The 13381-nt window shown below is 66.4% G+C and carries 7 protein-coding genes; 4 read left to right on the forward strand and 3 right to left on the reverse strand.

Annotation, left to right across the window (positions count from 1 at the left end; translation table 11 throughout):
• Positions 1-79 precede the first annotated feature (79 nt).
• The 4 genes from FDA38_RS08610 to FDA38_RS08625 all read left to right on the forward strand — a co-directional run bounded on the left by FDA38_RS08610 (position 80) and on the right by FDA38_RS08625 (position 7690).
• Positions 80-2845, forward strand: coding sequence for an ATP-binding protein (locus FDA38_RS08610; protein ID WP_137253494.1), 2766 nt, complete (start codon positions 80-82; stop codon positions 2843-2845).
• Between the two features lie 218 nt (positions 2846-3063).
• Entirely contained in the window at positions 3064-5901 is a 2838-nt protein-coding gene (locus tag FDA38_RS08615; protein ID WP_137253495.1) for an ATP-binding protein, read from the forward strand.
• Between the two features lie 95 nt (positions 5902-5996).
• Positions 5997-6821, forward strand: a complete 825-nt coding sequence (locus tag FDA38_RS08620) for an alpha/beta fold hydrolase (protein WP_137253496.1) — start codon at positions 5997-5999, stop codon at positions 6819-6821.
• Between the two features lie 14 nt (positions 6822-6835).
• Entirely contained in the window at positions 6836-7690 is an 855-nt protein-coding gene (locus FDA38_RS08625; protein ID WP_137253497.1) for an alpha/beta hydrolase, read from the forward strand.
• Between the two features lie 881 nt (positions 7691-8571).
• Here the strand turns inward: FDA38_RS08625 and FDA38_RS08635 are convergent.
• The 3 genes from FDA38_RS08635 to FDA38_RS08645 form a co-directional block, all read right to left on the reverse strand.
• The gene (locus FDA38_RS08635; RefSeq protein ID WP_137253498.1) at positions 8572-9648 is read right to left on the reverse strand and encodes an MBL fold metallo-hydrolase; all 1077 of its coding nucleotides are present in this window, start codon (positions 9646-9648) and stop codon (positions 8572-8574) included.
• Positions 9648-12440, reverse strand: coding sequence for a CHAT domain-containing protein (locus tag FDA38_RS08640; protein ID WP_137253499.1), 2793 nt, complete (start codon positions 12438-12440; stop codon positions 9648-9650). Before FDA38_RS08640 ends, FDA38_RS08635 begins: the two co-directional genes overlap by 1 nt.
• Before the next feature lie 249 nt (positions 12441-12689).
• Complete coding sequence (locus FDA38_RS08645) at positions 12690-13307, reverse strand: hypothetical protein (RefSeq protein ID WP_137253500.1); 618 nt, start codon at positions 13305-13307, stop codon at positions 12690-12692.
• Positions 13308-13381 lie beyond the last annotated feature (74 nt).

The following is a 13381-nucleotide window of genomic DNA, read 5'->3' on the forward strand; positions in this document are numbered from 1 at the left end:
GGACCAGTGACTTTCGCCGGGTCGAACCCGCGCTTGACGGGTCTAAAGTAAGGCTCTTGGGTGGATGTGGGAGCAGCCGATGGAGAGACCCGGACAACGGCGCTCGTTCAGCCGCCCGCATCGCTCGGTGGAGATGCGGGACCGGCAGGCAGAGCGCGAAGTGATAGCGGAGTTTCTGAGGGCGGTCAGGACCGGCGCCGGCCGCGCCTTGGTCGTGCGCGGCGAGCCTGGCGTCGGAAAGAGCGCGCTGCTCGACCATCTCACCGAGAGTGCCTCGGGCTGCCGCGTCGCGCGTGCCGCGGGAGTCGAGTCCGAGATGGAGCTTGCGTACGCCGGACTCCACCAGCTGCTGACCCCGATGCTTCAGCGCGTCGAAGGGCTGCCTGGCCCGCAGCGTACGGCGCTGCGTACGGCGTTCGGCCTCAGCGACGGAGCGCCACCGGATCGCTTTCTGGTGGGGCTGGCGACGTTGAGCCTGTTGTCGGAGCTGGCCGAGGAGCACCCGCTGGTCTGCGTCGTCGACGATGAGCAGTGGCTGGACCGAGCTTCGGCTCAGGTACTCGGCTTCGTGGCGCGGCGCCTCGATGCAGAACCGGTCGGTGTCGCTTTCGCATCGCGTGCGGTCGCCGACGACCTGTCCGGACTGCCTGAGGTGCTGATGCGCGGGCTGGAGGACGCGGACGCCCGTGAGCTGCTCGCCGCCTCGTTGTCCGCGCCACTGGACCAGCAGGTCGCGAACCGCCTTGTCGCAGACTCCGGCGGCAACCCGCTCGCGTTGCTCGAACTACCGCGCGGTCTGACGCCGGCCGAGCTGGCCGGCGGGTTCGCGCTGCCCAACGCGATGGCATTGCCCGGACGTATCGAGGCAAGCTTCCGGCGCCGGCTGGACAGTCTGCCCGACGAGTGCCGTCGGTTGCTGCTCTTGGCCGCTGCCGAGCCGATCGGCGATCCCGTCCTGGTCTGGCGGGCCGCTGAGCGCCTCGGGCTGCCTTCCGATGCCGCCGTACCGGCGGCCGAAGCCGGGTTACTGGAAGTCGGCGCGCACGTGTGGTTCCGGCATCCACTGGTCAGATCCGCCGCCTACCGCGCGACCTCGGCCTCTGCCCGGCAGGAAGCGCACCGGGCGCTGGCGGATGTGACTGATCCTGTGTCTGATCCGGACCGGCGTGCGTGGCATTTGGCGCACGCTGCGTCCGGCCCGGACGAGAGCGTGGCGGCCGAGCTGGAGCGGTCGGCCGAGCGGGCACAGGCGCGTGGTGGGATGGCAGCGGCCGCAGCCTTCTTGCGCCGTGCCGTCGACCTCACGACAGATCCAGCGCTGCGGGCGGAGCGTGCTTTGGCTGCGGCCCAGGCGAGCTTCCAGGCCGGTGCCTTCGATCCGGCACTGAGTCTGCTGGCGGCTGCTGAGGCGGGCACCCTCGACGACTTCCAGCAGGCTCGCGTCGATCTCCTGCGCGGCCACATCGCGTTCGCGTCAGGACGCTTCCAGGACGCGCCACGACTGCTGCGTCGCGCGGCCGGCCGGCTCGAGCAATTCGATCTGCAGCTGACCCGTGAGACCTACCTCAGCGCGTGGGCGGCCGCCGTCGGCGCGGGGCATCTCGCTGAAGAGGGCATCCTGCTCGACATCTGCCGGGCGGTCGGTGAGCTGCCGAAGTCCGGGACTGATCCACAGCCACTGGAGCTCTTGCTGGACGGGCTCGCATTGCTCATCACCGATGGCCGAGCGGCGTCGGCTCCTGCCCTCCTGAGGGCAGCACGGATGTTCGCGACAGGCGACCGCACCGTCGAGGACATGGTGCGCTGGGGCTGGTTGGCCGCCGCGGTGAGCATCGCGGTCTGGGATGACGACGGTCGGCTCGCGATCGCGGAGCAGACCGTTCAGCTGGTTCGCGACGCCGGTGCGCTCGCGCAGCTGCCGGTGATACTGACCGTACTCGGCACTGCGGCTCTGCTGAGCGGAGACTTTCCGCGGGCAGCGTCGGCCATCGCCGAGGGGGACACCATCGCGGCTGCGACCGGGAGCATGGTGGCGCCACACATCTCTCTGCGGCTACTCGCGATGCAGGGCAAGGAAGCCGAGGCCTTGGCGATGATCGAGGCGACCATCAAGCAGGCCGGAGAAGACTCGATCACAGCCACCAACGCGTTCTGGGCGGCGGCGATGCTGCACAACGGCTGCGGACGGTACGCCGAGGCCGCCGCGGCCGCACGGAAGGCGACCTCCAACACGTTCGAGCCCTGGATCTCCATCTGGGCACTGCCCGAGCTCATCGAGGCGGCAGTCCGCGGGGGAGACCTCGCGACTGCGCGGGAGGCCTTCGAGCGGCTGACCGAGACCACACAGCCGAGCGGAACCGACTGGGCACTGGGCATTGAGGCACGGTCACGCGCCCTGTTGAGCGACGCCGAGGAGCTCTACGAGGAAGCGATCGAGCGGCTCGGCCGGACCCAGCTCCGTCCGGAGCTCGCGCGTTCGCAGCTCGTGTACGGCGAGTGGCTGCGGCGGGCGGGTCGACGTACGGACGCTCGCAGACAGCTGCGTGCGGCGTACGACCAGTTCGAGGCGATCGGCATGGGGGCCTTCGCGGAGCGGACGCGCCGGGAATTGGCGGCGACCGGAGAACGGGTCGGCGAGCGCAACGAACCGGCCGTCGGAGACCTCACGGCACAGGAGGCATTGATCGCTCAGTTGGCCCGCGACGGGCTGTCGAACCCCGAGATCGGTGCGCGGCTGTTCCTGAGCGCGCGGACCGTCAAGTACCACCTGGCGAAGGTCTTCACCAAGCTGGACATCACCTCCCGCGCACAGCTCGACCGCGCGCTGCCCGGCCCTGGTCAGTAGCCGGTCCGTGGGGCTGCCCTACCGTCAAGCCTGGCTCGAGAAGTACGGCAGGTACCGCGCCGTCAGCTGGGGGAGGGCGGCTACGAGGAATCCGAGTCGGTGCTCCAGCGGCTCCTCGACGAAGCCGGTGCAACCGGTTATGACAAGAAACCGGTCCGAGTCGACGCCATCGGAACGATCACCTACCTCTTGAACACCGAGCCAGCCGCCGTGGGCGCATGAGCTCTGGCACGACGGTTGGCAGGGGTGGGTCGGCGCGGCAGGATGTTGCTGTGGGTGCCGAGGGGCCGGTCGCGGAGGGTCGGGGGAGCGCTGAGGCGTTGCCGGGTCTTGTTGGGCGGGAGCGGGAGTTGGGGTGGCTGCTCGGGCTCGTGAAGGGGGTCCGGGAGCGTGGCGGTGCGTTGGTGGTGCGGGGGGACGCGGGGATCGGCAAGTCTGTTCTGTTGGCCGCGGCAGCTACGGAGGCGGGACGGGACGGGATTCGCGTCTTCAGGACCACGGCGGTGGAGTCTGAGACTCGGTTGCCGTTTGCTGGACTGCACCAGTTCTTGCTGCCGTTGCTTGACAGGCTCGAGCGGCTTCCGGAGGCTCAGCGGCATGCACTCGAGATGGCGCTCGGGTTGGCTCCGCGTGAGGTGGCACCAGACCTGTTTCTGATCGGGCTTGCCACGCTCGGCCTCGTCGCCGATGTCTCGGCGGAGGGTCCGGTGTTGTTCGTCGTCGACGACGCGCAGTGGATCGACAGCTCGTCGGGGACGGTGCTGAGTTTCGTCGCGCGGCGCCTCGAGATGGATCCGGTGCTGATGTGGCTCGCCGTACGGACGGGTGTGGCGAGCGAGTTCGACGGCGCGGGGCTACCGGAGTACGACGTGGGCGGATTGAGTGACGAGGTGGCCGCCGCGTTGCTGGACTCGCGCGGGCACGGTCTGTCGGCGGGCATCAAGCGGCGGATTCTGGCCGAGGCGCTCGGCAATCCGCTTGCGCTGATCGAGCTCCCGGCGGCTGCGCGCGGCGTGACGAGCGATGTGCGCTCGTCCCAGATCGGATCGCTCCCGTTGACAGCACGGCTCGAGCGGACCTTCGCGGCGAAGCTGGACGGGCTCGACGACGACACACGGGCGCTCGTCCTGGCCGCCGCATTGGAGGACTCGGAGCCGTCCGAACTGCTCCAGGCCGCGCGCGCGGTTCGAGGGCCTGGCGTTGGCGGATGGGATGCAGTCGTAGCCGCCGGCCTCGGCACACTCACTCCGGATCGCTTCCGGTTCCGCCATCCGCTGGTCCGATCCGCCGTCGAACAAGCGACACCTCGAGACGACAGACGTGCGATGCACGCCGCTCTCGCCGACGTACTCGCGGACGATCTCGACCGGTCGATCTGGCATCGAGCGGAGGCGACGAGGGGGTACGACGAAGTCGTGGCGGCTGCCCTCGCCGCCGCGGCGGAACGCGCGGAGAACCGCGGTGCCAACGATGCAGCGTTCGCAGCCATCGAGCGGAGTGCATCTCTCACACCCGAAGCTGACGCTCGAGCGCTACGGCTGTGGCAGGCGGCGATGCTGGCGCTGGAGCTCGGCCGCTGGCAGGAGAGCAGCCGTTTGTTCGCCGAGTCGCAGCACGCGGGACTACCGCCGTACGAGCATGCCGAGGCCACCCTGTGGATGGAGACGTTCAGCGGGACGCTGTCCACCGGAGCCGCGATTCTGGACGCGGTCACTCGCGTCGTCGAGGGGTTGGTTGCGCAAGGCGACGATCACAAGGCTCTGCAAGCACTCTCACGGGTCGCCGTGCGGACGTATTGGCAGGACCTCGATGACGACACGCGTCGTACGGCGACGGAGGTCGCCCGAAGCATCGACGGACCAGCTGACGACCCGTCGCGGCTCTGTTTCCTTGCCAATGTCGACCCGATCGGGAACGGGCGCTACGTAGCGACCCAGCTGTCGCACATGTCGCCGGCGAGCATCGACAGCGGGATCGAGTTGTTGGCGGTTGGTGTCGGCGCTGCAGCAGTGTGGACGGATGACCTGGGACTCCCGTTCCTTCGAGCAGCGGCCGACCGGCTTCGCGCCGAGGGCAAGCTCCAACCGCTGTGCATCACACTCGGCACCGAGGCGTGGGCGCACGTGCACCGCGGAGCAGTCCTGCCCGCTGTCACCGCTGCCGCCGAGTCCGGGCGGCTGGCGGTGGAGACCAGTTCGACGCTCTATTTGCCGGCGGCGAAGCTGGCCGAAGCGGTTGCCACGGCACATCGCGGCCACGACGAGGCAGCGCGGGGACTGATCGCTGAGACCGAGGAGATCCTGCTGCCGTTGGGGGCAACGTTGCTGCTCCCGATGGTCACGCTGGCGCGCGGTCGGGTCGAGCTTGCGGCCGGTCACTACAAGGACGCCTACGAACGACTGAAGCGACTTTTCGACCCGGACGACGTCGCGTTCCACCGCTATCTGAGGGGTCACGCCCTTGCCGACCTCGTGGACGCTGCCCGGAGCGGGGACGGCGATCTTGAGCTGGTGCGGCATCTCGTGGACGAGTGGCGACAGATCGCGACGGCCGTAACAGCGCCCTACCTTCACGCCCAGGTCTCCTACACGACTGCCGTCCTGAGCCGGGACGATGAGGCTGAGCAGCTGTTCTCCACGGCCATCGCCTCCACTCCCAAGGGCTGGGAGACCTATGCCGCGCGCACACAGCTGGCGTACGGCGAGTGGTTGCGCCGCCAGCGTCGCGCCGGGGACTCTCGTACTCCGCTCCGCGAGGCCGCCGAGACATTCACCGCCTTGGGGCAGACGGCCTGGGCCGAACGGGCTCTCGGCGAGCTCCGCGCCTCCGGCGAGGCCGCGCGTCGACGTACCCCTGAAGCTTGGGCCGAGCTGACCGCGCAGGAGCTGCAGATCGCACAGCTGGCGGCCCGAGGGCTGTCGAACAAGGACATTGGCGAGCGGCTGTACATCTCGCACCGGACAGCGGCCCGTCACCTGTACAACATCTTCCCGAAGCTCGGGATCACGTCGCGCAACCAGTTGCGCGATGCGCTGCGGCCGGTCAGTGACTTCTGAGTCCGCCCAATATGCGTCACGTGACGCATGCGACCGACGTACCGGCGTTCGTAGCCTCGCAAAGTCCGTTCGACAGGCGAAAGCGAGGGAGAACCATGGCAGAGTTCACGACCAGCGACGGAACCCGGATCTTCTACAAGGACTGGGGCTCCGGTCAACCAATCGTCTTCAGTCACGGGTGGCCGTTGTCGGCCGACGACTGGGATGCACAGCTGCTCTTCTTCCTGCATCGCGGCTACCGGGTGATCGCCCACGACCGACGCGGCCACGGCCGCTCCGCACAGGTCAACGAGGGCAACGACATGAACCACTATGCCGACGATCTCGCGGATCTCACCCAGCATCTGGACCTGCGCGACGCGGTTCATGTCGGGCACTCCGCCGGCGGTGGAGAGGTGGCGCGCTACCTCGGCCGGCACGGCGAGGATCGCGTCGCCAAGGCTGCACTGATCAGCGCGGTGACGCCCAGCGTCCTTCAAACTGACGCCAATCCCGCTGGCACACCGCTGGCTGGCTTTCAGGGGTTGCAGGCCGGGATCGCGGCGAACCGATCGGAGTTCTATCGCAACGTCGCGGCCGGGCCGTTCTACAACTTCGACCAGCCGGGCGTGACGCCGTCGGAGGCTGTCATCCAGAACTGGTGGCGGCAGGGAATGATGGGCGGCGCGAACGCGCAGTACGACTGCGTCTCGACCTTCATCAACGACGACTGGACCGAGGATCTGAAGAAGATCACGGTGCCGGTTCTCGTCATGAACGGAGACGCCGACCAGATCGTCCCGTACGCCAGCTCGGGTCCCAGGGCGGTCCAGCTGCTCAAGCAGGGCACGCTGAAGACGTACGCGGGCTACCCGCATGGCATGCCGACCACGCATGCCGACACGATCAACAAAGATCTACTGGCCTTCATCGAGTCATGAGGAGGAGACGAACCATGCGCACAACGCGGAAGGCTTGGATCCTTCTCGTCGCGGCTCTATGTCTCGCTGGCGGGCTCGTCGCGCCGATCGCCAGCGCGACGGGATCCGATGCCCGGCCCATCCGGTGTACGGCGTCGGGCCGCGCCCCGATCACGGTCGTCTTCGTCCACGGAGCCTGGGCCGACAACTCGAGCTGGACCGGGGAGGTCAACGAACTGCTGCGCGACGGCTGCAACGTCCGGGCAGCCGACGTACACGTGCAGGATCTGGCAGCAGACGCGGCAGCGGTCGCCAACTTCTTGCGCACGATCCCTGGACCGGTGCTGCTTGTCGGCCATTCGTACGGCGGCGCAGTCATCTCCAACGCAGCCGCCGAAGTGAGCAACGTCGTCGGACTCGTGTACGTCGACGCCTACGAGCCGGCGGTCGGAGAGGCGATCAGCGACCTGGGCGGAGCGACCTCGGCCATCGTCACGCACCCAGCCTCGGAACTCTTCGAACCGATCCCGGGCGCGCCGAGCGGCCAGCAGAACCTCATCCTCCAGCAGACCGCCTACTCGAAGTACTTCGCGAACGATCTGCCCCGAGCGCAGGCAGTCGAACAGTGGGCGACCCAGACCGTCGCATCAACCGCGGCCCTCACCGCCCCCACGACTCAAGCAGCCTGGAAGACCCTGCCGTCCTGGTCCTTCATCTCCACCGGCGACCAGATCATCACACCGCAATCCTTACTCGCGATGTCACACCGCGCCCACTCCCACATCACGCTCTTCAAGGGCGGATCGCACGTCACCCTCGTGTCACATCCACAGGCGGTAACGGCAGTGGTCGGCACGGCACTCTCGTCCCTACTCCACAACAACAAATGACCACCTAGGCCCCGCCGCTCGCGGCGCAGAGCAAACTAGGTCTGGTCGACCGCGGTGAATCTCGGTAAGGACGCCAAGCAATGTGATGTGACACACAGTCACGATCAGAGTGAGGCTCTGCACGAGATCTCGGACGGATGGGATCGCGCCGGGGTCAGTCGCTGTCGAGGCAAAGAGGTGAGTAAGAGGTGACCTATGGACAACAAAAGGCCCAGGCCACTCACGTGACCTGGGCTGTTGTGCGCCGCCAGGGACTCGAACCCCGAACCCGCTGATTTTCGACTGACGTTGATCACGGGTTGTCGGTGATGAGTGAAATCTCTTACTGGCAAGGGATTCGTGAATACTCGGGCGCGCGTCGGTGCTCATCGCTTACCATCGTCTCGCGCTGATTGAGGTGCGTAAAGAGGTGCGCCGGTTGTGGTGCTCGCCTGCGAAGTCCAAGCCGGGGGAGTTACATCGACGATGCCTTCGCGCAGGGTGCCGCCGGCGTGACAACGACCACGGCGCGTAGGCGAAACGGTCAGAGAGGGCCCTCTCGGTCTGAGTCTGGATGTGCGGCTTTTGCTGAGCAACATAACCTACGAGCAACGCCGCAGACCGGCGAGGATGTCGACCCCGGTGGTTCGTGCTGAGTTGGATTCTCTTCGCGACAACATCGACGCCGCTCCCGTCCCCATGCTCGCCGAGTGCTTCAAGTACACGCAGCAGGTCGGGGCAGCTCAAGGCCGTCCACGCGTTCCAGCGTTGTCCTGTGCGGAAGCTCGTGGATCAGCGGTGTGCGACGCCCGAACACGCCTTCGAGGATCGCCGCGTCGTCGCGTGATCGTTCTGGCAACAACGTGAACACTCGCTAGAGTTCGATGAAAGTCGACACGACCTCACAGCTCGACGCGGAGCCATTGGTTGCCGTCGGCAGGAAATCTCGTGCTGTAGTGGAACTTGCGCTTCACTCGGCGCGACTCCCACGGCTGGGTGAACTGCGTCTGGTAGTTGAATTCGAGACCGGCGCCGTCATGAGTGGTGATGACACGCGACACCGCGACGCGGTCAGGGTGCTGATAGATGTCTCCGTTGGTGGAGAAGAGGAAGCGCTCACAGTCAAGGAGGGACAGCAGGTCGAGGCTCAGATTGTTCCGGGATCCGTGGTGGGGGACCTTGAGCGCGGAGAGCTGGGCGCGGCTTGCGTTTCTTTCCTGAAGGTGACGGCGAAGGCCGGCCGAGAGGATGTCGGCGCGGGCGTCTCCGGTCAGGAGCAGACTCTTGCCGTCGAACTCGGCGATGAAGGCGATGCTGCTTCCATTCGCCTCGCTGGGGTCGTTCTCGAAGGGCTCGGCGGCGAGCGCCTTGGGATCGAGCGGCTTCTCGCCCAGGACGTCGGGCTGTTTCGCCCTCTCGTCCGCTGCGGCCTGTCCTGGCACCAGTCCGGCCTTCTCGACTTCTCGTTTCCACACTGGCCGCAGGGCGGCGAGAGCCTGGCGTGTCGGCGAAAGAAGCGTTATGCGCATCCCGCCAGGAAGATCGAGCGATGGCAGTGCGCCGGTGTCCTCGACTTGCACCGCGCGCCCGGCAAAGTCGGCGTTCCAAGGCATGCGGTTGCGCACGATCGCGGCACTGAGGCTTTCCCCTTGCTTGGCGCCGAGCAGGTCGCTGGGTAGGTGATCCCATCCGTTGAACCACACGTCTCTGGGGCGAAGGACGATGGAGCGGTTCTCGAACAGTTTGAGCAGGCCGGTGATGTGGTCGGCGTCGATGTGCGTGACCACGATCAACTCAAAGTCATGCTCGCGCTGGCTTTCAGCACCTATGCGGTCGGCGATCAGGCTCTCGATTGCCTTGCGGGTGATCGTACTGCTCGGACCGCCGTCGATGAGAATGCGGTGTGGGTGCTCCGCGTCGCCGTACTCGATCCACAGCGCGTCTCCATGACGGGCAGGTAGCAACTCGATGGCGAACATCACGGTGAAGCCTTGGTCACGAGCCAGTCCGCGTCACCGAACGCGACGAGCGCAAGGACAGGTAGCACGCCGTCGGCGACGAGCCGTCGCCGCAGCCGGACCATCACCTCGCCGACACCGCGCGGTTCGCTGGCACAAGATGCGTACAGCTCCTCGACAAGGCGGCCGGCCAAGGGTGCGGCGTGGCGGCCCAGGATCTCGGTGAGGGTGGCGATCACGACCGCAGCTCCCGCGAGGCGCAACCGGCTGGGGAAGCGCTCGTACCCGACCTCACCTGCCCGCGCGGTCTCACAACCAAGTAGCGCAACGAGGGCAGGCCGGTCCTCCGGGGGAAGGAAGTCCGCGGCGATGTCGGCGGCCCAACGCGTGGAGTTGCTGCCGATCTCGAGGCCGAACTCGTCGAGGTCTTCCGAGAAGACCGTGTGGGGAAGGAGCATGAGCAATGCCGGCTTGTCCTGCGCGACCGCCAACGACCAGTCGGTCCAGGCGCTGACTCGTTCACTGGTGCCCGCGGTGGACTTCAACGTCGTTGTGACGCCGTCGATCGATCCGGCCAGGAAACTGTCGACACGGTCGCTTGCCGCGAAGACAATCGGACCGAGGGAAATCAGGTCGCGGTCCCGCACAGGCGTCCCCCGCAGCAGCATCGTTCCGGCGACCTCGTCGGCCGGCTCGAACGCGTGACGCTCGATGACCCTGGTCAGACCCCAGAACCCGAGTGGGCACACAACGGCACTGGTGTGGAGGCCGTGACACTTCAGGTCTGGGTCGTCTGAGGCGAGGGCCGCGGCCGGACAGAGTTCGGCGTCGGGCGCAGGGGCTGGGAAGTCATAGGCGAACTCGAACGGGAAGAACGCGTCCGGCTTAGCCGAAACCACCTGTAGGTAACGCGATCTCGCCAGGATCGGTGCAAGGTTCAACGAGTCCGTGACCAGAGCCTGTCGCATTTGGGCCCCGCTGCGCGCGAGGAAGATAAGTAGCTCGACCGTACCGGAGTCGTCCAGGCTGACGAAGTCATCCGGGGCCTCGACGATCTCACCAAGCCGTTTACTGATCTTGGTCAGCGCCTCGACCAGCGTCCTGTCGTCGAGACGAACAACACCGGCAAGTCGACCTGAGACTGCGGTGAGCCGACCGATGCCATCGTCGCTCTTGTTGACGATGAACGCGGCGTCGAAAGCTCGACGGTCGCCCAAGTCACTGATCGCGGGAGCGACGAAAGTCTCCCGTGTTGTCGCCGCCGACCATGGGACTGCGGTATCAGATGGTGCGGATCTGATCGCGTCCACTTCGCGTGGAAGCCGGGCTGTCTGGAGGACTCGATTCCCCGAGAGCAAGGTGAGGCGGGCATCAACCTCAGTGGTGTCGGACTGCGTCGCCAGCTCGAAGCTGATCACCTCGCTGGCTCCGAAGGCAGGCAGCGCGATGCTCTCGACCAATGGACGCGCAAGGAGATGTGGTTCCGTCAGCATGATCGTCAGACTGCGCTCGACGGGCGCAGTCGACTCCTCCGGGAACGGCGACTCGCCCTCGAGCCATTCGATGTCGCTGGGACCGATCCGCACATCGATGACATGGGCGGTGTTCGCCCGGAATCGGTCGAGCGACACGTCCCGGTTCTCCGCAGGCGTGATGCGAGCCTGCAACCAGCGGGCAGCTGTCGCTTCGTTGACGAGGGGAGCGGATCGACGCTCCAGTTCCACCAACTCGGAGGCCTCTCCACTCTCACTCACGAACCGTCCGGTGCTGGCGATCCGATCGAACTCGGAGGCCAGAACTTCCCCCCGCGGCGGAAAAGTGCCGGGTTCCTGAACTGCTCTCCGGGCTTCGATGAGGCGCAGCGACTGCGCTACTACTCTGGCTCGATATGCGGCGCGCTGTTGGTCGACGTCATCAGTCTGCGCGGCAAGGACGCCGTGCAGATGCGATGTGGTGACTTCGAATGCCCAGTCGAGCGGGAGGTTGTGCGAGAGCTGCCGGCAGAGCTCCACGAGCCAATCAGCAGGGTCGGGGACTTCGCAGAAGCCGACCGCCCAGGCTCGTGTCTCTACAGCAATATCGAGTACAACCCTGTCGTCCCATGGATCGAGCGCATGTAGCCCGAGCACAGCGCCGGCCCGCACCTGCCGAACTCCTCGTAGTGACCGCAGTGCGTCGTACGGCGAGGTCGTCAGCACGAGGACATCGCACGTTACCCGTTCGCGGCCGATGATCATCGGGTCGATCAGTACGGCGCGCCACGACGAGTCGCCGAAAGCCTCGACAAGCTGATCTCTGGCTGCTCGTCCGCCCTGTCCGTCGAGGAAGCCGATCCGCAGCGGAAAACGCCACGGAGTCTGCCAGGTCCCATCGCTCAAACGTGTCGGGAGATCGACGAACGACGACACGGCGGACACGCCAGCTCCCCGGAGGATCTCTGCCAGCCAGCGCGGCGACAGGTCGCCGTAGAGCGTCAACGCAAATCGCACGCTGTAGGTGAAGCCGAGCTCGTCCCAGGCAGCCGCCCAATCGTGCGCCGGCTGCGTCGTCGCCGGATCCCATCCGCTCCACCGCGGGGCTCTCCACGTCACGACGGGCCATGGATCGTCGAGCGGACCTCTTGAACTGTCAGAGGCAGTGATCGATTGCGACTGCAGGTCTGCACGGAGACGGCTGGCGATTTCCGCGGCTGTGAAGACGCCCGCGAGTACGTCAGGCGTGCGTGCGGCCGCGAGGCCCAAAGCCGCTATTGCCTTGGCGAACTCTTCGTCACTCAAGCCGTCTGCCCACGGTGAAAAGTATTCGCGGCTCATGGGGACGGTGCTTTCTCGGCGTCACTCATCGCATCTCCTCCCGTTGCCGGTGGGGACGCGTTGTGCCCGATAGTCCGCCAGGCAGAATCTCGCCGTGGCTGAGTTCGCACACGCAAGCGAGCGCGATGTCCCCCTCGGAACCCCTCTAACTCAGGTTGCTACCGAGGAGCTGAATGCGCAAGACGGAGAAACGAGGATCCACACAGGACCCCTATCGATGCGCCCGGATTTGCCTTGGGGCAGCACGTTTCAAGCGATCGATGGTGAGCCGGAGGCGTCCGCCGCCGAGGTGGGCGCTGATCGAATCCAGGATGTGCAGGCGAGGTCCAGGCCGTCGCGGATGCTGGTGGCAACGGAGTTCGACGCGTCGTCTGCGGCGAACTTGAAGCAGAACGAGTGAGCTGCCGCTGGAATGTAGCGATTGCACCAGGGCTTCGTACGCGGCTTACCGACTGTGTTGCCGTGCACGGCAACGTCCTTGATGCCGAGGCCGAACGTGGGAGCGAGCGGTCCACCGAACCAGTCGCCGAAGATGCCGAACTTCACGGGGAAGAAGACGTTGGTCCAGCGAACCACGGCGAAGGGGCGCCTTCGTAGATCACTCGCCGCTTGACAAACCCCCTTGGCGTCCTTGGGACCGGCCCAGACCTTCTTTTCCCATGGGTAGAAGCGCCTCGTCTGGTGGATGTTGTTGTGCTCGGATTCCTCGTTGTGCGGCGGGCACGTAGGTAGCTCGCGTCGGTTGATCCGGGACGCGAAGGACCGGCCGTCCTTGCCGTCCATGAGTTGATCGGCGAAGTACATCGGGGTCCCCGCGCTGACGAAGTCGGTGATCAGCCAGGGGTTTCCCTGCGATCTGATCTCCATCCAGAGATCGCGCTGCGCGGATCGGCATGCGTCCACCAGCGCGGGGCTGGCGTCACCGGCGTCGGGCAGGTCAG

It is taken from the genome of Kribbella jiaozuonensis, from assembly GCF_005233875.1.
In the GTDB taxonomy this organism is placed as follows: Bacteria; Actinomycetota; Actinomycetes; order Propionibacteriales; family Kribbellaceae; genus Kribbella; species Kribbella jiaozuonensis.